General features: G+C 71.2%; 24 protein-coding genes. 9 read left to right on the top strand and 15 right to left on the bottom strand.

From position 1 onward, the window contains the following. Positions 1 to 32: 32 nt before the first annotated feature. The 4 genes from FG385_RS15285 to FG385_RS15270 all read right to left on the bottom strand — a co-directional run bounded on the left by FG385_RS15285 (position 33) and on the right by FG385_RS15270 (position 2,966). A complete protein-coding gene (locus FG385_RS15285; RefSeq protein ID WP_139097383.1) occupies positions 33 to 245 on the bottom strand; it encodes a bacteriophage holin in 213 nt (70 codons plus the stop codon). Positions 246 to 254: 9 nt separating this feature from the next. Beyond that, the gene (locus FG385_RS15280; protein ID WP_139097382.1) at positions 255 to 1,235 is read right to left on the bottom strand and encodes a helix-turn-helix transcriptional regulator; all 981 of its coding nucleotides are present in this window, start codon (positions 1,233 to 1,235) and stop codon (positions 255 to 257) included. Beyond that, the gene (locus FG385_RS15275) at positions 1,232 to 2,209 is read right to left on the bottom strand and encodes a helix-turn-helix transcriptional regulator (protein WP_139097381.1); all 978 of its coding nucleotides are present in this window, start codon (positions 2,207 to 2,209) and stop codon (positions 1,232 to 1,234) included. Before FG385_RS15275 ends, FG385_RS15280 begins: the two co-directional genes overlap by 4 nt. Before the next feature lie 91 nt (positions 2,210 to 2,300). Beyond that, positions 2,301 to 2,966, bottom strand: coding sequence for a TetR/AcrR family transcriptional regulator (locus FG385_RS15270; protein ID WP_139097380.1), 666 nt, complete (start codon positions 2,964 to 2,966; stop codon positions 2,301 to 2,303). A gap of 81 nt (positions 2,967 to 3,047) precedes the next feature. Here FG385_RS15270 and FG385_RS15265 point away from each other — a divergent pair, with 81 nt between their 5' ends. Continuing rightward, positions 3,048 to 5,219 carry an MMPL family transporter gene (locus FG385_RS15265; protein WP_139097379.1) on the top strand — a complete coding sequence of 724 codons (2,172 nt, stop codon included), beginning with the start codon at positions 3,048 to 3,050 and terminating at the stop codon, positions 5,217 to 5,219. 69 nt (positions 5,220 to 5,288) lie between these two features. On the opposite strand, the gene pafA is transcribed toward FG385_RS15265, so the two are convergent. The 5 genes from pafA to dop form a co-directional block, all read right to left on the bottom strand. Then, positions 5,289 to 6,647, bottom strand: a complete 1,359-nt coding sequence (gene pafA / locus FG385_RS15260; protein WP_139097378.1) for a Pup--protein ligase — start codon at positions 6,645 to 6,647, stop codon at positions 5,289 to 5,291. Positions 6,648 to 6,801: 154 nt separating this feature from the next. Next, positions 6,802 to 7,569 carry a proteasome subunit alpha gene (gene prcA / locus FG385_RS15255; protein WP_139097377.1) on the bottom strand — a complete coding sequence of 256 codons (768 nt, stop codon included), beginning with the start codon at positions 7,567 to 7,569 and terminating at the stop codon, positions 6,802 to 6,804. A gap of 42 nt (positions 7,570 to 7,611) precedes the next feature. Then, the gene (gene prcB / locus FG385_RS15250) at positions 7,612 to 8,472 is read right to left on the bottom strand and encodes a proteasome subunit beta (RefSeq protein ID WP_139097376.1); all 861 of its coding nucleotides are present in this window, start codon (positions 8,470 to 8,472) and stop codon (positions 7,612 to 7,614) included. Positions 8,473 to 8,543: 71 nt separating this feature from the next. Then, positions 8,544 to 8,738 (bottom strand): ubiquitin-like protein Pup, encoded by a 195-nt coding sequence (locus FG385_RS15245; RefSeq protein WP_139097375.1) that lies wholly within the window; start codon positions 8,736 to 8,738, stop codon positions 8,544 to 8,546. An 83-nt stretch (positions 8,739 to 8,821) separates the two neighbouring features. Then, positions 8,822 to 10,324 carry a depupylase/deamidase Dop gene (gene dop, locus FG385_RS15240; protein WP_139097374.1) on the bottom strand — a complete coding sequence of 501 codons (1,503 nt, stop codon included), beginning with the start codon at positions 10,322 to 10,324 and terminating at the stop codon, positions 8,822 to 8,824. Between the two features lie 77 nt (positions 10,325 to 10,401). Here dop and FG385_RS15235 point away from each other — a divergent pair, with 77 nt between their 5' ends. Beyond that, the gene (locus FG385_RS15235) at positions 10,402 to 10,905 is read left to right on the top strand and encodes an NUDIX domain-containing protein (RefSeq protein ID WP_139097373.1); all 504 of its coding nucleotides are present in this window, start codon (positions 10,402 to 10,404) and stop codon (positions 10,903 to 10,905) included. Between the two features lie 15 nt (positions 10,906 to 10,920). On the opposite strand, the gene FG385_RS15230 is transcribed toward FG385_RS15235, so the two are convergent. The 4 genes from FG385_RS15230 to arc form a co-directional block, all read right to left on the bottom strand. Continuing rightward, positions 10,921 to 11,520 (bottom strand): hypothetical protein, encoded by a 600-nt coding sequence (locus tag FG385_RS15230; protein ID WP_235022586.1) that lies wholly within the window; start codon positions 11,518 to 11,520, stop codon positions 10,921 to 10,923. A 71-nt stretch (positions 11,521 to 11,591) separates the two neighbouring features. Continuing rightward, positions 11,592 to 12,422, bottom strand: coding sequence for an aldo/keto reductase (locus FG385_RS15225; RefSeq protein WP_235022589.1), 831 nt, complete (start codon positions 12,420 to 12,422; stop codon positions 11,592 to 11,594). Between the two features lie 192 nt (positions 12,423 to 12,614). Further along, positions 12,615 to 12,953: a hypothetical protein gene (locus tag FG385_RS15220; RefSeq protein ID WP_139097370.1), complete on the bottom strand. Its 339-nt coding sequence runs from the start codon at positions 12,951 to 12,953 to the stop codon at positions 12,615 to 12,617. 95 nt (positions 12,954 to 13,048) lie between these two features. Beyond that, positions 13,049 to 14,860, bottom strand: coding sequence for a proteasome ATPase (gene arc / locus FG385_RS15215; RefSeq protein ID WP_139097369.1), 1,812 nt, complete (start codon positions 14,858 to 14,860; stop codon positions 13,049 to 13,051). Between the two features lie 560 nt (positions 14,861 to 15,420). Between arc and FG385_RS15210 the strand changes: the two genes are divergently transcribed. Both FG385_RS15210 and FG385_RS15205 read left to right on the top strand, forming a co-directional pair. Next, the gene (locus FG385_RS15210) at positions 15,421 to 16,026 is read left to right on the top strand and encodes an Rv0361 family membrane protein (RefSeq protein ID WP_139097368.1); all 606 of its coding nucleotides are present in this window, start codon (positions 15,421 to 15,423) and stop codon (positions 16,024 to 16,026) included. Positions 16,027 to 16,078: 52 nt separating this feature from the next. Next, the gene (locus tag FG385_RS15205) at positions 16,079 to 16,876 is read left to right on the top strand and encodes a hypothetical protein (RefSeq protein ID WP_139097367.1); all 798 of its coding nucleotides are present in this window, start codon (positions 16,079 to 16,081) and stop codon (positions 16,874 to 16,876) included. A gap of 42 nt (positions 16,877 to 16,918) precedes the next feature. Here the strand turns inward: FG385_RS15205 and FG385_RS15200 are convergent, their stop codons facing one another. Continuing rightward, entirely contained in the window at positions 16,919 to 17,740 is an 822-nt protein-coding gene (locus FG385_RS15200; protein WP_139097366.1) for a tRNA (adenine-N1)-methyltransferase, read from the bottom strand. A 53-nt stretch (positions 17,741 to 17,793) separates the two neighbouring features. Beyond that, the gene (locus FG385_RS15195; protein ID WP_139097365.1) at positions 17,794 to 18,948 is read right to left on the bottom strand and encodes a M50 family metallopeptidase; all 1,155 of its coding nucleotides are present in this window, start codon (positions 18,946 to 18,948) and stop codon (positions 17,794 to 17,796) included. Between the two features lie 111 nt (positions 18,949 to 19,059). Between FG385_RS15195 and FG385_RS15190 the strand changes: the two genes are divergently transcribed. The 5 genes from FG385_RS15190 (at position 19,060) to FG385_RS15170 (ending at position 23,497) form a co-directional block, all read left to right on the top strand. Further along, the gene (locus tag FG385_RS15190; protein WP_139097364.1) at positions 19,060 to 19,941 is read left to right on the top strand and encodes a RecB family exonuclease; all 882 of its coding nucleotides are present in this window, start codon (positions 19,060 to 19,062) and stop codon (positions 19,939 to 19,941) included. A gap of 2 nt (positions 19,942 to 19,943) precedes the next feature. Continuing rightward, complete coding sequence (locus tag FG385_RS15185) at positions 19,944 to 20,741, top strand: thioesterase family protein (protein ID WP_139097363.1); 798 nt, start codon at positions 19,944 to 19,946, stop codon at positions 20,739 to 20,741. 85 nt (positions 20,742 to 20,826) lie between these two features. Further along, a complete protein-coding gene (locus tag FG385_RS15180) occupies positions 20,827 to 21,756 on the top strand; it encodes a ParA family protein (RefSeq protein WP_139097362.1) in 930 nt (309 codons plus the stop codon). A 62-nt stretch (positions 21,757 to 21,818) separates the two neighbouring features. Next, positions 21,819 to 22,676: a helix-turn-helix domain-containing protein gene (locus tag FG385_RS15175; RefSeq protein WP_139097361.1), complete on the top strand. Its 858-nt coding sequence runs from the start codon at positions 21,819 to 21,821 to the stop codon at positions 22,674 to 22,676. After that, positions 22,673 to 23,497, top strand: a complete 825-nt coding sequence (locus FG385_RS15170; RefSeq protein ID WP_139097360.1) for an SDR family oxidoreductase — start codon at positions 22,673 to 22,675, stop codon at positions 23,495 to 23,497. The genes FG385_RS15175 and FG385_RS15170 overlap by 4 nt, the downstream gene beginning before the upstream one ends. Positions 23,498 to 23,552 lie beyond the last annotated feature (55 nt).

Raw genomic sequence — 23,552 nt, 5'->3', positions numbered from 1 at the left:
CCTGGCCTCCTTCGTTCGTTTCTTGCCCAATGCTACTGGTTTTCCCCGGCGCGCCGAAGCTGCCGGAATGCGACCCGCAGACCGGCCGAGCGCGCCCTGAGCAGCCCGGCGCGATCGTTCGTGCTCGTCACGACCATGGTCAACGCCGAGCGGAACCGGCGCAAGCCCCTGACCACGACAAACAGCAGAACGCCCAGCAGCACGAGGCCGGCGGCGGCGAGCAGGATGCTCGGCAGGTACGACACCCGGTCACCCTACTGGCTCAAGGTGGACGGAAGGTGACGTGCCCGCGCCAGTGCGTCGGCGGCCCGCCGACGAACGGCCGCCGCGAGCTGTGGCGGGCTTTCGACGCGCGCGTCGCCGCCGAGGCTGAGCATCAGCCGGGACATCCAGGACTCGTCGCCGTAACGCATCCGCACCCGCAGCCGCCCGCCCTCGAGTTCGGCGAGCTCCTCACACGGGTAGTACTCGGCGACCCAGCGGGCGTCGGGTTCGAGCACCACCTCGGCGACCTCCTGGCCGGGCCGGGCCGCGAACACGCCGTCGGAGATGTCGGTGGGCCGCGCGGCCGGTGGCGGCGCGGCGGGCTCGTCGAGGACCCGCACGTCGTCGATGCGGTCGAGCCGGAACAGCCGGACGCCCTCGGCGCGGCGGCACCAGGCCTCCAGGTAGCCGACGGCCTGCACGATCAGCAGCCGCATCGGGTCGACCGTCCGCTCGGTGATCTCGTCCCGTGACGCGGTGTAGTAGCGGATGCGCAGCGCGCGACGGGCCTGCAGCGCCCGCTGCACCACGCCACGCGTGTGCGCGGTCCTCTCGCCCTCCCGGACACCGAGGCCGACGACCACCCCGGAGGGCTGGGCCTGCCCGGCGGCGGCCTCGATCTTGGCGATCGCGCGGCGGACGGCGTCGGTGTCGAGCAGGCCCGGGGTCTCGGCCAGGGCCCGCAGCGCGACCAGCAACGCGGTCGCCTCCCCGCCGGTCAGCCGCAGCGGCCGGTTCATCCCGGCGTCGAAGGTGACCGTGACGGTGTCTCCGGCGAAGGACAGATCGATCAGGTCCCCGGGCCCGTACCCGGGCAGCCCGCACATCCACAGCAGTTCCAGGTCGCGGCGGAGCTGTTTCGGGGACACGCCGAAATCACGGGCCGCGTCGTCGATCCTGATCCCCGGCCGCGCGAGCAGGTACGGGACCAGGGCGAGCAGCCGCGGCATGCGATCGGTCGAACTGCTCACGATCTTTCCCCCGCCACCGCCCGCAGCCGCTCGTGCACCGACTTGGCCAGCACGTCCGGTTCGAGCACGAGCACGTCCGGGCCGTGCCCGGCGATCCAGTCGGCGGCGCTCTCCGGGTAGTACAGCTCCAGCTCCGCGAGATCGCCCTCGATCCCGTCGACCGTCAGCCGTCCGGTGAGCTTCGCGCGGCGGCGCACCCCGGCCGCGCGCCGGTCGGCGATCCACAGCTTCGCGGTGGCGACCGGTGAATGCTCGCGGCTCCCGTCGCTGCCCGCGACGAACTCGAGCAGGTTCACGTCCTGGGGCCGCTCCACCGCACCGGGTTCGCCGATCGCGCGCACCTCGCCGACGATCCGGGACAGCCGGAAGCACCGGGGCGCGGCGCGATCCCGGTCGTGGCCGACGACGTACCAGCGGGCGCGCCACGACACGACGCCCCACGGTTCGACGGTGCGCGTCATCCGCTCCGCGGACCCGGACCGGCGATAGCCGAACCGGACGGCCTGGCGTTGCTGAACCGCCGCGAGCAGCGGGGAAAACGCCGGTTCGGTGCGAACCCGCGACTCCACGACGGGCGGCGCGGTGTGGTCGACCTCGACCCCCGCCGCGCGCAGCTTCACCAGCGCGCCCTGGGCCTGCCCGGTCAGCTCCGGGGAATCCCACAGCCGCACGGCGAGCCCGACCGCCGCCGCCTCGTCGGGCGCGAGCTCGATCTCACCGAGCTCGTAGTCACGCCGCGCGATCCGGTAGCCGTCCTGCGAGTCGAACACCGAGTTCCGCCCGACTTCCAGCGGGATACCCAGCTCGCGAAGTTCGGTCTTGTCCCGCTCGAACATCCGCGAGAACGCCTCGTCGCTGGACGCGTCCGCGTACCCGGGCACGATCCCGCGAATCCGGTCAGCGGTGAGGTACTGCCGGGTGGACAGCAGGGCGAGCACCAGATTGACCAGGCGCTCGGCGCGGGCGGTGGACACCCGAACACAGTAGCTCGCATCCGCAAGCCGCGATCGGAGGTCCGGCATTACACGCCGCAGATTCGAACCCATGACCGAACGTGTGGTTTAGTCAGCGCGCGAATTCCAGGATGTCGGCGCGCAGCCCGGGTGAGAGCGCGCGGCCGCCAAGCCCCTCCATGACCACCTCGACCACGCGCCCCATCGCCTGCCGCCGCTGGTCGGAACCCACCGAACGCAACGGGCCGTCGAGGCACAGCATCGCGAGCCCGTGCACCGACGACCACGCCGCGATCTCCGCCATCGGCCGCCGTTCGGCGGGCAGGTACCCGGCCGCGGCCAGTTCGTCGAGCGCCTCGACCAGCCGGAGGAACGGTCTGGTGGTGGCGAAGGCGGGCACGTCGGCCGCCGCCGCGAACGCGGTGCGGAACAGGCCTGGTTCGGCCTGTGCGAAGTTGAGATAGCCCCGGCCGATCGCGGCGACGGCGCAGACGGCCCGCCGCACCCGGTCCTCCGTCTCGGGCACCCGGGTCAGCACCTCGCTCATCGCCGCGCTGAGCCGCTCCATCGCCTCTTCCTTGGCCGCGTGCAACAGTTCCTCGTGGCCCGCGAAATGCCGGTACGCGGCCGTCGGGGTGACGCCGACGGCCCGTGCCGCCGCGCGGATCGTCACCGAGGCGGGACCGCCGGACTGCGCGAGGTCGGCCGCCGCCCGGATGAGGGCGTTGCGCAGGTCGCCGTGGTGGTAGCCGGTTCGAACAGGGGCTGAGGAACTCACAGATCAATGTTGACACCCGCACACATCGATGGCAAGTTAACAGTCGCCAAGTTAACACCTGCCAACTTCCGTGGGGATACCATGTTCGCTCGCCTCGGGCGGTTCGCCGCCGACCACGCACGAGCCGTCCTCGCCGTCGCCGTCCTGCTCATGATCGGCGCCGGGGCACTCGGTATGACGGCCTTCGGCAAGCTCCACTCGCAGGGGTTCACCGACCCGGCGGCCGAGTCCAGCCAGGCCCAGGACCTCGTCCAGCGCGACTTCGGCGGCGGCACCAACTTCGTCCTGCTGGTGCAGGCGAAGGCCGGCACCGTCGACGACGCCGCCGTCCGTGCCGCCGGCACCGAACTGGGCCGGCGCGTCGCCGCCGACCGTGCTCTCTCCGGTACCGCGTCGTACTGGCAGACGGGCGCGCCCGCGCTGAAATCGGCCGACGGCCGCTCGGCGCTGATCGTCGCGCACGCGGAAAACCAGAAGGACGTCGAAAACATCGTCGACCGTTACCAGGGCGACGACGGCCCGGTCACCGTCACCGCGGGAGGGGCCGCGGTCGCCAACACCGACGTGACCGACCAGGTCGCGAAGGACCTGATGCGCGCGGAGATGATCGCCGTGCCGATCATCGCGATCCTGCTCGTGATCGTGTTCGGCAGCCTCGTCGCCGCGCTGCTCCCCCTCGTCGTCGGCGGGATCGCCGTACTCGGCACCTTCGCGGAACTGTCGGTCATCGGATCCCTCACCGACGTGTCCGTGTTCGCGATCAACCTGACCACCGCGCTGGGCCTCGGTCTCGGAATCGACTACGCGCTGCTGACCGTGAACCGGTTCCGTGAGGAGATCGCGGCCGGCGGGGACGTGCGCGACGCCGTGGCCCGGACGGTGGGCAGCGCCGGGCGCACGATCGCGTTCAGCGCCGCCACCGTCGCCGTCGCGCTCGCCGCGCTGCTGCTGTTCCCGCTGTACTTCCTGCGCTCCTTCGCCTACGCCGGGATCGGGGTGATCGTGATCGCGATGCTCGGCGCGCTCTTCGTACTGCCCGCGCTGCTGAAGGTCCTCGGGCCGCGCGTGAACGCCGGGCGCCTGCCGTGGGCACGCCCGACGAGCACCGTCTCGCCGTGGTGGGCGCGGATCGCGGGCGCCACGCTGCGCCGTCCCGCCCGCGCCGCCCTGCCCGTGCTCATCCTGCTGGTGCTGGCCGCGGTACCGCTGTTCGGCGTGCGATTCGGTACGCCCGACGAGCGCGTCCTGCAGCCGCCCGCGTCGAGCCGCGTGGTCGGCGACGTGCTGCGCGCCGACTATCCGCAGAACGACAGCCGGGCCATCCAGGTGGTGACGGTCGGCTCCCCCGGCGCGGCGCTCGGCGGCTACGCGCAGCGCCTGTCCGAACTGCCGGGCGTCTCACATGTCTCGTCCAGTGCCGGCGACTACAGCCACGGCCGGTCGCTGGGCGTTTCCCCGGCCGACTCGACGCTCGCCGCCCGCGACGCCCAGCGCCTCACCGTCCTGCCGGACACCACGGACTCGCGGTCGGCCGAAGCGCAGGACGTGGTCGGCCAGATCCGCCGGACAGCGGCGCCGACCGAGGTCAAGGTCGGCGGTGACGCGGCGGTGCTGGTGGACTCGAAGCACGCGATCGCCAGCCGCCTGCCACTGGCCGGCGGGCTGATCGCGGTGACCACCTTCGTGCTGCTGTTCCTGTTCACCGGCAGCATCCTGCAACCGCTGCGCGCGCTGCTGTTCAACCTGCTGAGCCTGTCGGCGACGCTCGGGCTGATGGTGCTGGTGTTCCAGCACGGGTTCGCGTCCTCGGTGCTCGGCTTCACCCCGCTGCCGCTCGACACGAGCATGCTGATGCTGCTGTTCTGCATCGCGTTCGGGCTGTCGATGGACTACGAGGTGTTCGTGATCAGCCGGATCAAGGAGGCACACGACGCCGGCGCCGGGCCGCGTGAAGCCGTCATCCAGGGGCTCTCCCGCTCCGGGCGGATCGTGTCGGCGGCCGCGGCTCTGCTCGCGGTCAGCCTGTTCGCGTTCGGCACGAGCGGGGTCAGCTTCATCCAGATGTTCGGCATCGGCACCGGGCTCGCCGTGCTCCTCGACGCGACGCTCGTGCGCGGCGTGCTGCTGCCCGCCGGGATGCGGCTGCTCGGCCGGCACGCCTGGTGGGCACCCGCGCCGTTGCGCCGCCTGCATTCGCGGGTAGGCCTCAGCGAAGCCGAGACGCCGCGGGTGCCGGTCAGTTCAGCGACGTGATGCGAGTCGTCAACGAAGGCCGGACGCCACCGTCCGGCCTTCCGCGCTCGCACTGCGGGCGCTCGCCGGTCACAGCGAGCTGATCAGGCGGTCGACGCGTTCGTCCACGGCGCGGAACGGGTCCTTGCACAGCACGGTCCGCTGGGCCTGGTCGTTCAGCTTCAGGTGCACCCAGTCCACGGTGAAATCGCGGCCCGCGGCCTGGGCGGCGGCGATGAAGTCACCGCGCAGCTTCGCCCGCGTCGTCTGCGGCGGGGTGTCCTTGGCCAGTTCGATCTCGCCGTCGTCGGTGATGCGGCGCACCAGGCCCTTGCGCTGCAGCAGATCGAACAGGCCGCGGCCACGCCGGATGTCGTGGTAGGCCAGGTCGAGCTGCGCGACCCGCGGGCTGGACAGGTCCAGATTGTGCTTCGCGCGGTAACGCTCCACGAGCCGGTGCTTGATCGCCCAGTCGATCTCGGTGTCGATCTTGGTGAAATCCTGCTGCTCGACGGCGTCCAGCGCGCGGCCCCACAGTTCGATCACCCGCCGCGCGGTCGGGCCCGAGTCGTTGGCCTTCACGTGCTGCACGGCGCGGCCGTAGTACTCGCGCTGGATGTCCAGCGCCGAAGCCTCCCGGCCGCCGGCGAGACGCACCGGGCGCCGGCCGCTCAGATCGTGGCTGATCTCCCGGATCGCGCGGATCGGGTTGTCCAGGGTGAAGTCCCGGAACTGCACGCCCTGCTCGATCATCTCCAGCACGAGGTGCGCGCTGCCGATCTTGAGCAGCGTGGTGGGCTCCGCCATGTTCGAGTCACCCACGATGACGTGCAGGCGGCGGTAGCGCTCGGCGTCGGCATGCGGCTCGTCGCGGGTGTTGATGATCGGCCGCGACCGCGTGGTGGCGCTGGACACGCCTTCCCAGATGTGTTCCGCCCGCTGGGAAAGGCAGTACACCGCGCCGCGCGGGGTCTGCAGGACCTTGCCCGCGCCGCAGATCAGCTGGCGGGTGACGAGAAAGGGCAGCAGCACGTCCGCGATCCGCGAGAACTCGCCGGCACGCGTGACCAGGTAGTTCTCGTGGCAGCCGTAGGAGTTGCCCGCCGAGTCGGTGTTGTTCTTGAACAGGAAGATGTCACCGCCGATGCCCTCGTCGGCCAGCCGCCGCTCGGCGTCCACCAGCAGGTCCTCGAGGATCCGCTCACCGGCTTTGTCATGCGTGACCAGCTGGACGAGGTCGTCACATTCGGCCGTCGCGTACTCCGGGTGCGAGCCCACGTCGAGGTAGAGCCGTGAGCCGTTGGACAGGAACACGTTGGAGGAGCGCCCCCACGAGACCACCCGCCGGAACAGGTACCGGGCGACCTCGTCCGGCGAAAGGCGGCGCTGGCCATGAAAAGTGCACGTGACCCCGAACTCGGTCTCGATGCCAAAAATCCTCCGCTGCATTACTCAATGCTAGGCGCTTTCGGGCCAGTAGCGGTGCGCCGTTCGGGCGGCGACACGCCGTGGCCCGGCCCACGGGTGTTCACCAGCGGTTTCGCCGGGCACCACAAAGGGAGCCCCAGGCGTCCCGGGGCTCCCTCCGACGTGGTCGCGCAGGTCAGCCGGCGGAGTCCCCGTTCTGCGGCTTCTCGCCGTCCTCGCCGGGCTTCTCCGCACCCTCGGGCGCGGCGGGCTCGGGCGCCGGCAGCAGCGCGTCGAGCGCCGCCCCGGTGATGCGCCGGAAGGCACGGCGCGGGCGGTTGCGGTCCAGCACCGCGACCTCGAGCTTGACCGGCTCGGCGCTGCCGTTGTTCGGCGAGGTCGAGCGCAGCGTGCGCACCGCCATCGGCAGCGCCTGCTCCAGCTCGGCTTCCTCCTCGAACTCCTCCTTGAGCTTGTTGATGATCGGCTCGGTCTGCCCGCCCATCACCACGAACTGCGGCTCGTCGAAGATCGACCCGTCGTAGGTCAGCCGGAACAGCTGGTCCTCGGCCGAGGTGGCACCGACCTCGGCGACGCAGATCTCCACCTCATACGGCTTGAGCTGCTCGGTGAAGATGCTGCCCAGCGTGGCCGCATACGCGTTCGCCAGCGCCCGCGCGCTCACGTCGCGGCGGTCGTACTGGTAGCCCTTGAGATCCGCGTGCCGGATACCGGCGACCCGCAGGTTCTCGAACTCGCTGTAGCGGCCGACCGCCGCGAACCCGATCCGGTCGTAGATCTCGGAGAACTTGTGCAGCGTCGTCGACGGGTTCTCGGCGACGAACAGCACCCCGCCCGCGTACTTCAGCACGACCACACTGCGCCCGCGCGCGATGCCCTTGCGAGCGAGCTCCGAGCGCTCGCGCATCAACTGCTCGGGTGAGGCGTACAGCGGCATCGTCACGGTGGCGGCTCCAGAGTGCTCGGTGGAACGGGAAGGTACTTCTCAGCTGCGGCCGGCGGCGGCCTGCTCGCGGCGGTCCTCGACGACGGCCTCGGCCACCGCCGCGGTCTGGTCGGCCGGCAGCAGCTCGGCCCCGCGCTCGGCGGTGATCGTGACGACCGTCGGGAAGATCCGGCGCACCATGTCCGGCCCGCCGGTCGCCGTGTCGTCGTCCGCGGCGTCGTAGAGCGACTCGACGGCGGCGCGGACCGCGGCCTCCTCCGAGGCCTCGGGGTCGTAGAGCTTCTTCAGCGCGGACTTCGCGAACAGCGAACCGGAGCCGATCGCGTGGTAGCCGGCGCTCTCCTCGTACCGGCCGCCGGTCACGTCGTAGGACACGATGCGGCCCGCGCGCTTCGGGTCGTCCGCCTCGATGTCGTAGCCGACGAACAGGGGCAGCACCGCCAGCCCCGCCATCGCCACCTCGAGATTGCCCTTGACCATGGTCGAGAGCTTGTTCGTCTTGCCGTCCAGCGACAGCGGAACGCCCTCGATCTTCTCGTAGTGCGCGAGTTCGACCGCGTACAGCCGGATGAGCTCGACCGCCAGCCCCGCCGTGCCCGCGATCCCGACCGCCGAGTACTCGTCGGTCACGGAGACCTTGTCCATGTCCCGCGAGGCGATCAGGTTGCCCGAGGTCGCCCGCCGGTCACCGGCGATCAGCACGCCGCCGGAGAAGGTCACCGCGACGATCGTGGTGCCGTGCGGCGCGTCCAGCTCCTTCGCGGACGTGCCCGGCGCCTGCCGGTGCCCCGGAAGCAGGTCAGGCGCCTGCATCTTGAGGAACTCGGCGAACGACGAGGTCGTGGTCGAGAAATAGGCCGCGGGCAGCGAAGAACCCGAGGAGCCCGGCGTGTTGTCCATGCGTGCTCGTGATTCCCATCAGGTCGGTGGGGCTGGCGATGCGGTGAGCCTAGTGGCCGGAGCGGACGGCGTTACTGCCCGCCCTTCTGCACGTAGGCACGCACGAAGTCCTCCGCGTTCTCCTCCAGCACGTCGTCGATCTCGTCGAGGATCGTGTCGACGTCCTCGCCGAGCTTCTCGCGGCGTTCCTGGCCTGCCGGGGCGCCCCCCTCGAGTTCCTCGTCCGAGTCGCCGCCGCCGTGCTTTTCGATCTTTTCCTGAGCCATCTCGCCTCCCGGTGAGCTGTTGCTTCCAGACTACCCAGTGGGAACGACAATCGGGGCATGGTCACGGCACGGCTTGCCGTGGGTCAGTCGCTGCCGGTGAGCGCCTCCACCAGCTCCTCGGCTGTCGCGGAGTCCTCCAGCAGCTTGCCGACGTGCGCTTTCGTGCCGCGCAGCGGTTCCAGGGTCGGGATCCGCACGAGCGATTCCTTGCCCACGTCGAAGATGACCGAATCCCAGGACGCGGCCGCGATCGAGGCCGCGTACTTCTCCAGCGTCCGGCCGCGGAAGTAGGCCCGCGTGTCCTCCGGCGGGTTCGTGATCGCGTGCTGCACCTCGTCCTCGCTGACCAGGCGTTTCATCGAGCCGCGGGTGACCAGGCGGTTGTAGAGGCCCTTGTCGAGGCGCACGTCGGAGTACTGCAGGTCGACCAGGTGCAGCCGCGGCGCGCCCCAGCCCAGCTGGTCACGCTGGCGGTAACCCTCCAGCAGGCGCAGCTTGGCGACCCAGTCCAGCCGGTCGGCGCACTCGGCCGGATCGCGCGCGAGCGCGTCGAGGACCTCGCCCCAGACCCGCAGCACCTCCTTGGACTGCTCGTCGCCGCCCTCGCGCTCCAGGTGCGCGGCCGCCAGCTCGTGGTAGGCGAACTGGATCTCCAGCCCGGTGTACTTCCGGCCGCCGGCGATCGGCACCTTCGTCCTGAGGGTGGGATCGTGGCTGATCTGGTGCACCGAGCGGACCGGCTCGTCGAGCTTGAGGTCGTCGAACCGCTGGCCGGTCTCGATCATGTCCAGCACCAGCGCGGTGGTGCCGACCTTGAGGAACGTCGAGTACTCGGCGAGGTTCGCGTCCCCGATGATGACGTGCAGCCTGCGGTACTTGTCGGCGTCGGCGTGCGGTTCGTCGCGGGTGTTGATGATGCCGCGCTTGAGCGTGGTCTCCAGGCCGACCTCGACCTCGATGTAGTCCGAGCGCTGCGACAGCTGGAAGCCGGCCTCCTCGCCCTGCGGGCCGACGCCGACCCGGCCGGAGCCGGTGACGACCTGGCGCGAGACGAAGAACGGGGTGAGCCCCCCGATGACCGAGGTGAACGGCGTCGCGCGGGACATCAGGTAGTTCTCGTGGGTGCCGTAGCTGGCGCCCTTGCCGTCGACGTTGTTCTTGTACAGCTGCAGGGGTGGCTGGCCGGGCACGGTGGCGGCCTTGATCGCGGCCTCCTCCATCACCCGCTCCCCCGCCTTGTCCCAGATCACCGCGTCGCGCGCGTTGGTGACCTCGGGCGCGGAGTACTCGGGATGGGCGTGGTCGACGTAGAGCCGGGCGCCGTTGGTGAGGATGACGTTGGCCGCGCCGAGGTCCTCGACGTCGGGGTCGTGGCCGGGCCCGCCAGGGCCCGCCAGGTCGAACCCGCGCGCGTCCCGCAGCGGGGACTCGACCTCGTAGTCCCATCTCGCCCGCCGTGCCCGGGGGATCTCGGCCGCGGCCGCGTAGGCCAGCACCACCTGTGTCGAGGTCAGCACCGGGTTCGCGGTCGCGTCACCCGGCACCGCGATGCCGTATTCGACCTCGGTTCCCATGATCCGCCGCATGTCCCAAGCCTACGGGTCGCCGCGGCGGCCGGCGCGTGGCGTCCACGTTGCGAGCCGGTAACCGCTACCGTCGGTGCATGCCCGACGAGCAGGTGGCCGTCTACGACGCCCTCGGTACCGTCACCGGCAGCACGACGAGGGCGGAGATGCGGGCACGCGGGCTGTGGCATGCCGCCGGTGAGGTCCTGCTCCGGTCGGGCGACGGAGAAAGCGCTTACATCCACCGCCGCTCGCCGGACAAGGACGTGTTCGGCGGGCTGTGGGACTGCTGGGCGGGCGGGGTGGTCGCCGCCGGGGAAACGCCCGCCGAATGCGCTTCCCGTGAGCTGGCCGAGGAGCTGGGCGTGCGCACGGCACTGACACCGCTGTTCACCCATGTCTTCGAGCAGCCGCCGTACCGGTGCCACAACTTTGCCTTCGAGGCCCGCTGGGACGGCCCGATCACGCACCAGCCCGAGGAGATCGTCGAAGGGCGCTGGATGCCACTGGGCGAACTGCGGGCGTGGGCGCAGGACCCGTCGAGCCCGCTGATTCCCGACGGCCGCGCCGGCATTCTCGAGTGGTTCCGCCGCTACGGCTGAACTCGTGAGCCGGGATCAGGTGGCGGGCAGCTTCCGCGCGGCCAGCGGGGCGAGGCTCTTCACGGCGTCCTCGGCGCGGGTGCTGGTGGTCGCGGAGACCTCCAGGCCCGACAGCACATGCCCGGCCGCCAGCAACACCGTGCAGGTCCCGCCGGAACACCAGCCGCGAACCGACTCCGCCCCGGAGGGCAGGGGGAGGTCCAGCGCACGCCCGTCGCACCGCACCCGGTCGAGCACACCGGTCGCGGTCTCGTCGAGATAGCCGGTGACCTGCTGGATCAGCGAGGAACCGCTGGAATAGGTCCAGCTCGCGCCGCGCGGATCGCCCGCGGGCACCCCGTTGAAGCACGCACTGCTCTCGGGGCGTTCGGTCGCCGGGCGCACGCCCTCGCCGGCGAGATCGCTCTTGGTCAGCACCGCCGCGGTCACCTCGTCCGCGATCTCCCGCTGAGCGCTGCTCGCCGCGGCGGCCGCCGCGTCCGGCTTCCCGGGCGCGGCCGGCGGCGGGGTGCTCGTGGTGGCCGCGCCGGCCGGCCGGTCGTAGTACGTCTCGAGATTGTTGGGCCGGTCGGCGCAACCCGCGAGTCCGGCCAGCAGGACCGTGCTCAGGACCACTAACCGTCCGTAACGCACCGAATCGCCCCCGTTCTGCTCGGTAGCTGGGGCGCCGAGACTAGCGGAAGCCTTCACCGCCAATGCAAAGAGGATCGGCGTGCCCAGTAGTCGCGCGGTTGCTCGGCGAGCGTCGCAAGCGCCCGCAGTTCACCGTCGGCGAGATTCACCCTGGTCGCGGCGAGATTGGCGGTCAGTTGCGCGGTACTGGACGGCCCGACGAGCACCGTGCCCGCCCACGGCCGCGCCAGCACGGCCGCGACCGCGACGGCGTCGGGCCCGACCCCGTGGCGGGCCGCGATCCGGGACACCACCGGCGGCGGGGAGACCACGAGCCTGCCGTTGGCGAGCGTTTCCTTGACCAGCACCAGGTTCCCGGCCGCATGCGCCTCGGCGAGCGCGCGCCCGGCCGAGGGTTCCAGCAGGTTCCAGGTGGACTGGACCGCGGTGAAGATCGGCCGCCCGGCGACCTCGAGTTCGAAGGCACGCCGGATGACCTCAGCCTGACGCGGCCCCGACGTCGAAAACCCGACGCGCACCCCGTCGTCACCGAGGGCCGACAGCGCGCGCAGCAGCGGCTCGTCGGTGAACAGCGGGCTGTCCGTGGTCAGCGAATGCACCTGGTACAGGTTGATCGCCGAGCCCAGCAGGGCCCGGCTTTCCGACCACTGGCGGGAAAAGCTGCTCGCCGAGTGCTCCTTGACCTCGTGCATCGCCGCGTCCATCCGCCACGCGCCGACGTAGGTGTACCCCCATTTGCTGGACACGGTGAGGTCGCCGTGGTTCCGCCTGGCCAGCCACCCGGCCAGGAACTCCTCGGCCCTGCCGTAGGACCGCGCGACGTCGATCCAGCGGACGCCGGCCTGGTAGGCCCCGTCGAGCATGGCGTAGGTGACCCGCCGCATCGTCTCGACGTCCCGCTCCGCGGGAAGTTCCTCCGCCCTGCCCAAGTTGATGTACGCGGGCCGGCCCACCGCGGCCAAGCCGAGTCCGATACGCAGGGCCCTGCCCCTTCCTCATGGTCCGTGCCACCCGCGGCAACGGTCCGTGCCACCCGCGACAACACATGGCGAGTGTCGATGTCTGCCCCCAGGTGGTTATACACCGTCCGCGCGCTGGCGGAGGATTTCCAGCCACTGCCCGGAGTTCAGCGCCTGCCGGTGCAGCTTCTCCAGGCGCGCCGCGGGCGCGCGCACGTAACCCTTGCCGAACACGGGCGCGATCTGCCGCAGGCTCGCGCCCGCCTCGCGCGCGGCCAGCAGTGCCCAGTCCGACGCGTCGGCACAGGCCGCCGAGGCGCGCCGCAGCTCGCCGAGCACGGCGATCAGCTCGTCCGCGCCGACCTCCCCGGCCCGCACGGCGATCGCGGTCTCTTCCAGCCAGGTCAGCACATCCGCGGCGGTCACCGGAGCGTGGGGACGGGCAGGCTCGCTCATAGCGCCGAAGTATAGATCGTTATACAGACAACGCGTCGGCGCGACATGCGAAAGCGGGGCGGCCGAACTGGTCGGCGGCCCCGCTTTCCCAACCCCTACAGGTACTGGCCGGTGTTGGTCGCAGTGTCGATGACGCGCCCGGAATCCTGGTTCTTGCCGGTGACGAGCGTGCGGATGTACACGATCCGCTCGCCCTTCTTACCGGAGATCCGGGCCCAGTCGTCCGGGTTGGTCGTGTTCGGCAGGTCCTCGTTCTCCGCGAACTCGTCCACGATCGCGTCCAGCAGGTGCTGGACCCGCAGGCCCGGCTGCTTGGTCTCGAGCACGGACTTGATCGCCGACTTCTTCGCCCGGTCCACGATGTTCTGGATCATCGCGCCCGAGTTGAAGTCGCGGAAGTACAGGATCTCCTTGTCCCCGTTGGCGTAGGTGACCTCGAGGAACCTGTTCTCGTCGGTTTCGGAGTACATCCTCTCGACGGTGTGCTGGATCATCGCGTCGATCGTGGCCGGGATGTCGCCACCGAACTCGGCGAGGTCGTCGGCGTGGATCGGCAGCCCCGAGGTGAGGTACTTGGAGAAGATGTCCTTCGCGCCCTCGGCGTCGGGCCGTTCGATCTTGATCTTCACGTCGAGCCGGCCCGGCCGCAGGATCGCCGGGTCGATCATGTCCTCACGGTTCGAGGCGCCGATCACGATGACGTTCTCGAGCCCTTCGACACCGTCGATCTCCGCCAGCAGCTGCGGCACGATCGTGGTCTCCACGTCCGAGGAGACACCGCTGCCACGGGTGCGGAAGATCGACTCCATCTCGTCGAAAAAGACGATGACGGGGGTGCCGCCCGAGGCCTTTTCCCGCGCCCGCTGGAAGATCAGGCGGATGCTCCGCTCGGTCTCCCCGACGAACTTGTTCAGCAGCTCCGGGCCCTTGATGTTGAGGAAGTACGACTTGGCTTCCACCGTGCCGTCGCCTTCACCCCTGGCCTCGGCGACCTTCTTCGCCAGCGAGTTGGCCACCGCCTTGGCGATCAGGGTCTTACCGCAGCCGGGGGGGCCGTAGAGCAGGACACCCTTGGGCGGCCGCAGCTCGTACTCGCGGTAGAGGTCCGCGTGCAGGAACGGGAGCTCGACCGCGTCGCGGATCTGCTCGATCTGCCGGCCGAGACCGCCGATGTCCTCATACCGGACATCCGGGACCTCTTCCAGCACGAGATCCTCGACCTCGGCCTTCGGCACTCGCTCGTAGGCGTAGCCCGCCTTCGAGTCGACCAGGAGCGAATCGCCCGGTTTGAGCGCTTGCGCCGCCAGCGGATCCGAAAGCCAGACCACCCGCTCCTCGTCGGCGTGCCCGACGACGAGCGCACGGTGCGCGCCGTCCTCGATCTCGGGGGCGAGCACCTCGCGCAGCGCGCACACCTCACCGGTGCGCTCGAAGTCGCCGCCCTCGACCACGGTCAGGGCCTCGTTGAGCCGCAGCGCCTGACCACGCTGCAGCGAGTCGATCTCCACCGCCGGAGATACGGACACCCGCATCTTCCGTCCCGCCGTGAAGACGTCGACCGTACTGTCCTCATAGGCCTCGACGAACACGCCGTAACCGCTGGGCGGCTGGGCAAGCCTGTCGACCTCCTCACGCAGGGCGAGCAGTTGCCCACGCGCCTCGCGCAAGGTCTCGACCAGCTTGCTGTTCCGCTCAGTGAGCTGGGCCACACGTTCCGATGCTTCGGCGAGGCGTTGCTCCAGCACCCGGTTCTGGCGGGGGGAATCGGTCAGCTTCCTCCGCAGCAGTGCGACTTCCTCCTCGAGGAAACGCATCTGCCGCGCGTACTCGTCCGGCGTCTTTCCTGCTCCAGTCGTCTCTGAAGGGTCGGCTTCTTCATGCCGACCTCCGGGAAGGTCGTGTTGCATGTCGGCACCTCCTCGGAGTGCTTTTCGTCCACGGTACCGGCGATCACCGACAAGAAAAGGTCTATCCGCATCACAGGATCGGCGCGTCGCACCGGATACACGTTCCAACGCGTTACGCAAGCGCCCGTCACGGTGTTCCGTAACGGGAACCTGGAACTACTCTCCGTAGAGCCAAGGCAACGCTGAGCGGCCGACCGGGCTGTGCGCGCGTCACCCATGTCACGACCACCCAACCAAGGCTTTACAGGACGTTCATCTGGACGAGTGCCCGCGGGAAAGCCGTTCAAACCAAGGAAAAACGCCTCCTCGTTCGCCAGGGTGGGCGGGCCGGGGCCGCCGCGCGGCGCCGGGAGAGCGCTTTCCCACACCGGCCGTCCGGTGAACTTCCCACGAAGTGAACTCCTGCCAGGTCCGGTTCGATGTTCGCCGGGAAGCCACCGGCGGCCACGCTAAGATCACGCGGTCGCCGGCACGGCGAATTCCGCCGCCGGGCGAACCAGACCGGCCTCCGGTGCGTCGAAGGCAGCGTTGACGGCCACCTGACAGGGAGCGAGGAGCGCATGACCTACCCGCCGAGCGGGCCGGCCGGCCAGCCCGGACCCCCCGGCATGCCCAGCGGGGCCGGGCCGTTCGCCCCCCAGGGCGGGTTCCCGCCGGGCACACGGCAGCTGCCCCCGCCCCCGCAGCAGTTCGACCCGTGGGGCCAGCCACCCGGCGCGTTCGAGGCCTACGGCAGCCTCGAAGGCCCGGTCGCCCCGCGGCCGAAGAAGCGCACGGGCCTGATCGCCGGCATCGCCGTCGGCGCGGTCGTGGTGGTCGGCGGCGGGGTCGCCGCGCTGGTGCTGCTGACCCGATCCGGCGGGAGCGAAGCCCCGGCGCCCGGCAGCCCGGCGAGCGTGGCCCAGCAGGCGGTCGCGGCGTTCAACAGCCGCGACGCGCAGCGCTACGCGTCCCTGCTGTGCACCACGCCGAGCCTGACCGACGTGACGAAGCTGCAGCGGCAGTGGACGGCGGCGAGCGACCTGCATGGCAGCATGTCCGGTTCGCCTCGGATCAGCGGCTCCACCGCGACGGCGCAGGTGAGCGTGTCCTATAACGGGAGCACACAGAGCACGACCATCCCGATGCGGCAGCAAGGGCAGAAATGGTGCATCGACGGGTCCTGACCCGGGCACCCGCCCCGCGAGGGCGCATCCGAACCGAGGGGACTGGAGCCCGATGACCTATCCACCACAGCAGCCGGGGCAGTGGGGGCCGCAGGACCCGTACGGCCAGCAGGGCCAGGGCGGCCGCGGCCAGTGGGGACAGCAGCCGCCACCGGGCGGCGGGTTCCCGCCCAGCGGCCCGCAGCCCCAGCCCGGCTACCCGCAGCAGCCCGGGTACCCGCAGCAGCCCGGGTACCCGCAGAGCGGCCCGCAGCCGCAGCCCGGGTATCCCGGCGGCCCGCAGCAGCCCGGCTACCCGGACGGGCCCACGCAGCAGTTCGGCGGCTACGGGCAGTTCCCCGGCGGCGAGCCGCCGAAGAAGAAGACCGGGATGATCATCGGCATCGTCGCGGCCGTGGTCGTGCTGGTCGGCGGCGGGGTGACCGCGCTGATCCTGCTGACCGGCAACGACAACAAGTCCGGCGCCACCGCGGCCCCGCCGCCCGTGAGCCAGAAGGCACCCGCGACGGGCAAGTCCAGTTCCAGCCGGCCGCCCAGCGCTTCGGGGTCGAGTGGCACCCCGGCGGTCGGCGGCAAGTCGACCCCGGAGGCCACGGCCAACGCGGTGGCACAGGCCTACGACAACGCCGACCGGCAGGCCCTGCAGGACACGGTGTGCCTGAGCACGGGCCAGAAGGCGCCGGACATCCCGCAGGGCATCACGGTGACCATCAACGGCACGGCCGACAAGACCGGCGACATCGCGTTCGTCCCGGCCACCGCGAAGGGCCCCGCCGGCACCAAGGACTTCCAGATCGGGCTCAAGTTCGAAGGCGGGGTCTGGTGCTACGCGGGCGACAAGACCAGCTGACCGGCTGAGTATGAAGGCCCCGGGCAGCCGGGGCCTTCATGGTCACAGGCCCTTGGCGGGCCGGCGCCGCGGCCGTGGCGGGGTGACGCCGTCGGCGAGGCGGCGCGTGGTCAGCAGGAACGCGGTGTGCGCGACCATCCGGTGTTCGGGCCGCACGGCGAGACCGACGACGTGCCACGGGCGCAGGAGCGTCTCCCACGACTCGGGTTCGGTCCAGCCCTGCTGTTCCCGCAGGGCTTCGGTGACCGTCGACAGCTGGGTCACGGTCGCGACGTAGACCACCAGCACCCCGCCCGGCACGAGGTTCGCGTGCACGGCCGGCAGCATGTCCCACGGCCGGAGCATGTCCAGCACCACCCGGTCGGCCTCGCCGGTGTGCTCCGCGAGGTCGGCCACCCGAAGATCCCAGTTCTCGGGGCGGCGGCCGAAGAACCGCTCGACGTTCCGCACCGCGTGCCCGGCGTGGTCCTCGCGCACCTCGTAGGAGACGACGCGGCCTTCCGGCCCCACCGCCCGCAGCAGGGAGCAGGTCAGCGCCCCCGACCCGGCACCGGCCTCCAGGACGCGCGCGCCCGGGAAGATGTCGCCCCACATCACGATCTGCGCCGCGTCCTTCGGGTAGATCACCTGCGCGCCGCGCGGCATGGACAGGACGTAGTCCGCGAGCAGCGGGCGCATCGCGAGATACGAGGTGCCGCCCGCGGAGGTGACCACCGAACCTTCCGGGCGGCCGATGAGATCGTCGTGCCGCAGCGCGCCGCGGTGGGTGTGGTATTCCTCGCCTTCGGCCAGCACCAGCGTGTAGTGCCGCCCCTTCGGATCGGTCAACCGCACCCGGTCTCCGGGGCTGAACGGCCCGCTCACTGCACCTCCACGATCGTCGGACCGCGATCTTCGCAGATCACGCGTGGCGCGGTTCAGCGGGGACGGCGCGCGAGCGCCAGCCGGAGGTCCTCCCGCCGCAGCACGCCGGCCGGGCGGCCCTCGTCGTCGACGACGAGGAACTGCCAAGCGGCCGTCTCGCGCACCCGCTCGGCGATTTCCTCCCCCGGCTCGGAGGCCAGGAGCACGGTCTCGGCACGGATCGGTTCCGCGGCGAGTTCGGCCGGCGCCTGCGGCGACGTTTCGGCCAGGCGCTGCGCCTCGGTTTCGTCGAGCAGGCCCGCGGCCACCCCATCGGCCCGCACGAGCACCACCCCGCGCCCCGCCGAGGCGGACAGCGCGTCCGAAACCGGACTCTCGGCGGGCAATTGGAGCACGGGGCGGACGAGGTCGGACAGCGTGAGGCCGTCGGGCCAGCTGCGGTTGTTCTCCGCCGCCAGTTCGCCGCCCGCGCCCATCACCACGAACCACGCCGTCACGACGGACACGCCCAGCCGCAGCCAGCGGTCCTCGCTGCCGGCGGCCATCCCGAAGATCGCCCACAGCAACAGCGCCGCGGCGACCAGTCCACCGCCGAAGACCGCCGCCTTGGTCCCGCGGGCCCTGGTCCCGGTCAGCGCCCACACCCCGGCGCGCAGCATCCGGCCGCCGTCGAGCGGCAGGCCGGGCAGCAGGTTGAACACGCCGACCGCGAGGTTCGCGACCGCGCATTCGGCGACCAGCAGCCACGCCGCGGTGTCCGAGGGCACCGCGAGCAGCAGCAGGCCGCAGAACACCGCCAGCAGCACCGACACGACGGGGCCGGCGGCCGCGACGAGCCCCTCCTGCCGGGGTTCGCGCGGGGTTCTGGCCACTTCGGACAGTCCACCGAGGAGGAACAGCCGCAGCCGCCGTACCGGGATGCCCAGCCGCAGCGCGACGACGACATGCCCGAGCTCGTGGGCCAGCACGGAAAGCCCGAGCAGCATCGCGAACGCGGCCGAGAGCAGCCACGAGGTGGCCGGCCCCGCGCCGGGCAGCAGGCGGTCGACCATGGGCGCGTAGAGCACGATCACCACGAGCGAGCCGATCCACCACGACGGCGCCAGCAGCACCGGCACGTCCTGGACGCGGAACAGCAGCAGGCCGCCGTCGGCGACGGTGAACGATCGCCTCGGCCGGCTGCGCGGCTGCTCGCTGGTGGCGGACACACGCCCAGCGTAGAGCCCCGGGTGTGGGACCACCGTCATGGCGGCCGTGACACGCGGTGACCAGGTTGCCGGGCGGCGGGATTGTCGTACCCCTGCCATAGAGTGCGGGGCATGACACAGACGGCAACAGACGAGACCGCGCCGGCGCCAGCCGCGCGGCGGCCGGCCCTGTCGCCGTCGCGCGCGAGCGACTTCAAGCAGTGCCCCCTGCTCTACCGCTTCCGCGCGGTGGACCGGCTGCCCGAGGTGCCGACCAGGGCCCAGCTGCGCGGCACGCTCGTGCACTCGGTGCTGGAGCGGCTGTTCGCGCTGCCCCAGCCCGATCGCCTGCCCGAGCGGGCCAAGGAGCTGCTCGAACCCGCGTGGACGGAGCTGTCCTCGGCCAGGCCGGAGTGGACGGAGCTGTTCGCCGAGGACGACGAGAGCCAGGTGGCGGACTGGCTGACCGACGCGGGCCGGCTGCTCGACAGCTACTTCGCGCTGGAGGACCCGCGGCGCCTGGAGCCCGAAGCCTGCGAGCTGCACGTGGAGATCGAGCTGGACTCGGGCGTCCGCCTGCGCGGGTACGTGGACCGGCTCGACGTCGCGCCCACCGGGGACATCCGCGTCGTGGACTACAAGACCGGCACGGCCCCGCGTGAGATCGGCGAGGCCAAGGCGATGTTCCAGATGAAGTTCTACGCCGTGGTGCTGTGGCGGCAGCGCGGGATCGTGCCGCGCCAGCTCAAGCTCATGTACCTGACCGACGGGCAGTCCCTGGCCTACGCGCCCGACGAGCCCGAGCTGCGCCGGTTCGAGCGCACGCTGGAAGCCATCTGGCAGGCGATCCTCAAGGCCGGCAAGACCGGGGACTTCCGGCCCAGCCCGGGCCGGCTGTGCGACTGGTGCGCGCACCAGTCGCGGTGCCCGTCCTTCGGCGGCACCCCACCGGAGTACCCGGGCTGGCCCGAGCCGGACCCGGGTGAGGAAACCCCGCTGGACCGGGCGGACTGACCATGTCTGAAAGCGCTTTCTACCTTCCGCTGGGCGAAAACAGGTTCCAGCCCACCGTGCATACGGCCGGGCCCTGGACGCCCGGCGCCCAGCATTTCGGCCCGCCGTCGTCGCTGCTCGCCCGGGCGCTGGAAGAGCTCCCGGCCGAACGTGAGAGCGAGCTGGCCCGGGTCACGGTCGAGATCCTCGGCCCGGCCCCGCTGACCGAGTTGCGCGTGGCGGCGCGGATCGACCGGCCGGGCCGCTCGGTCGAGCTGCTCGTCGCCGAGCTCAGCGCGGGCGCGAGGACCGTCGCCCGTGCCTCGGCCTGGCGGCTGATCCGCACCGAAAGTCCCGGCGTCGCGAACCTGCCCAGCGGCGGCTGGCCCAAGCCCGAGGACTGCCCGCCGTCGAACTGGCCGGAGAGCTGGCTGAGCGACGAGGGTGGCCGGGCGGGCTATCTCGACGCGGTCGAATGGCGTTCGGTCTCGGGTGGTTTGGAGGTGCCGGGCCCGGCCGCATTGTGGGGGCGGCAGCGGGTGGCGCTTGTGGACGGCGAGGAGGCCACCCCGATGCAGCGGCTGTTCGCGGTGGCTGACTCGGGCAACGGCGCATCGAGCTTCCTCGACCCACGCCGGTGGTGGTTCATCAACAGCGAGCTGACGGTGCATGTGCAACGCCCGCCGCAGGGCGAGTGGATCGGCCTCGACGCGGCCACCACGGTCGGCCCCGGCGGCGTCGGCACGGCGGCGAGTACGCTTCGCGATCTCGAGGGGCCGGTCGGTTTCGGCGCGCAGGCGCTGATGGTCCGCCCGCGCTGACCGGACACACGGCCGCGGCAGGTCCCCCGACGGATTGGCGAGATCGACTAACCTGGCCGCAACGACGATCCTCAGGAGCGCTCGAGTGCAGATCACCTCGGTGGTCAACCAGAAAGGCGGCGTCGGCAAGACCGCGCTGACCGTCGGCGCCGCGGCGGCGCTCGCCGAACGTGGCCGGCGGGTGCTGCTGATCGACCTCGACCCGCAGGGCCACGCGACCACCGAGATGCTCGGCCTGCCCGAGGCGCCCGCCGAGGCGCCGAGCCTGGCCAAGGCGCTGACCAAGACGTGGAAGGGCTCGGTCGAGGAGCTGGTGGTCTCCCATCCGCGCAGCACCATCGGCCCGGGCGGCGCGTTCGACGTAATCCCCACCTCGCCGGGGATGTTCGACCTCATCCGCCGGCTCGACGGCTTCCGCGTGCCCGGCTGGCAGCTCGCCCGCGTCATCCAGTTCGCCAACTACGACCACGTGCTCATCGACTGCCCGCCCGCGCTCGACGTGCTGACCAACAACGCGCTCGCCGCGACGCACGGGATCCTGGTGCCGGTCCAGCCGGACAGGACGAGCATCCGCGCGCTGCGCCTGCTCAACGACCAGCTCGCGTACGTGCAGCAGGCCGTCGACCGCGAGGCGATCCCGTACTTCGGCGTGGTGCCGGGGCTCTACCGGCGTCCCATGTCGACGTACGCGACGGAGGCACTGCGGGAACTGGAGAACTTCGGGTACCCGCTGCTTCCGCACGTACCGCTCGGGGTCGTGATGAACGAGGCCGCCGCGCACGGCATGCCGGTCACGACCTTCGCCCCGGAGACCACCCAGGCGGCGGCCTTCCGGGAGATCGCCGGGATCCTCGACGGGTACCTCACGAGCAGCCCCGCCCCGGTCCCGGTCCCGGTAGCGGACGAGTTCGTGTTCGAGGACTTCATCACCTCGGTCGCCCAGACCCGCAACGAGAACGACACCGGCGCCCGCAAGAAGCTCTACGACCTGCTCCCCAAGCGCCCGCGCGGCTGAGCGGGCCGGGTGGGTGCGGCGCACCCAGGCGGCGCGGGCCGCGGGCGGTTACGTTCGAAGGTATGGACAACGAGCTCGGTGAATTCCTCCGCGCCCGCCGCGATCTGGTCTCGCCCCGGCAGGCGGGGCTGCCCGGGGACGGCGAGCGCCGGGTGCCGGGGCTGCGCCGCGAGGAGGTCGCGCTGCTGGCCGGGGTGAGCACCGACTACTACATCCGGCTCGAACAGGGCCGGGAGCGGCATCCCTCGGATCAGGTGCTCGACGCGATCGCCCGCGCGCTGCGCCTCGACGAGGACGGCGCGACCCACCTGTTCCGGCTCGCGATGCCCGCCCCGCAGGTGGCGACCCGCGTGTCGCCGCCCACAGTGGACCCCGAGTTGCGGACGCTCATGGAGCATTTCATCCACGCGCCCGCGACGGTACTCGGGCCCGCGCTCGACGTCCTGGCCGCCAACTCGCTGTCGACCGCGCTGTACGCCGGGTTCGCCCGGTTCGACAACCTTGCCCGGATGGTGTTCCTCGACCCGGCCGCGGTCGAGTTCTACCTGGACTGGGATTCGGTGGCCCGCAGCACGGTCGCGAGCCTGCGTGCCGCGTCCGCGCCGTTCCACGACGATCCGCGAGTGTCCGAAGTGGTCGGTGAGCTGACGGTGCGCAGCCCGGCGTTCGCGTCGTACTGGGCGCGGCACGAGGTGCGGCCGCGCCGGGCCGAGCGCAAGCGGTTCCGGCATCCGCTGGTCGGCGAGCTGGAGGTGCATGCACAGGCGCTGAGCGTGACGAACGCCCCCGGGCAGCAGCTGTTCGTCTACAGCGCCGAACCGGGTAGCCCGAGCGCGGACGGGCTCACCCTCCTGGGCAGGCTCAGCGCCGAGCCGGCCGAATGGCATACGGAAACCCGTACTGGGAAAGGGAATTCATGAAGGTCTGGTTCATCACCGGCGCATCCAAGGGATTCGGTCGCGAGTGGACGATCGCCGCGCTGGAGCGCGGCGACAAGGTCGCCGCGACCGCCCGGAACCTTTCGGCGCTGGATGATCTGCGCGAGCGTTTCGGCGATGCCCTGCTGCCCCTGCGGCTCGACGTGAACGACCGCGCGGCCGACTTCGCCGCGGTCGAGCAGGCGGCGAAGCACTTCGGCCGTCTCGATGTAGTCGTCAACAACGCGGGCTACGGCCAGTTCGGCATGATCGAGGAACTGTCCGAAGAGGAGGTTCGCGCGCAGTTCGAGACGAACGTGTTCGGCGCGCTGTGGATCACACAGGCGGCGCTGCCGATCCTGCGTGCCCAGCGCTCGGGGCACCTCCTGCAGGTCTCCTCGATCGGCGGGATCTCGGCGTTCTCGAACATCGGGATCTACAACGCCTCGAAGTGGGCGCTGGAGGCGTTCAGCCAGTCGCTCGCGCAGGAGGTCGGGTACTTCGGGATCAAGGTCACGCTCATCGAGCCGGCCGGTTACTCCACCGACTGGGGCGGCCCGTCGGCGAAGCACGCCACGCCCCTGCCGGACTACGAGCCGGTGCGCGAGCGCGCGGCCGAGCAGCGCCGGGCCCGTGTCGCGACGCCGGGCGACCCGCTCGCCACGGGGGCGGCCGTGCTCGAGATCGTCGACGCCGAGAACCCGCCGCTGCGGGTGTTCTTCGGTGACGGCCCGCTGAGCATCGCCACCGCCGACTACGAGTCCCGGCTCGCGGAATGGCGTGCCTGGGAAGAACTCTCCGTCGCCGCGCACGGCAAGCGCTGAACCGTGAGGGGGTCCCTCACGGCCGTATGCGCCATGAGGGACCCCCTCACGGCAC

This window comes from Amycolatopsis alkalitolerans, assembly GCF_006152065.1.
Lineage (GTDB): Bacteria > Actinomycetota > Actinomycetes > Mycobacteriales > Pseudonocardiaceae > Amycolatopsis_E > Amycolatopsis_E alkalitolerans.
The sequence above is the reverse complement of the archived record's forward strand: the minus strand, read 5'-3'. Positions and strand labels throughout refer to the sequence as shown.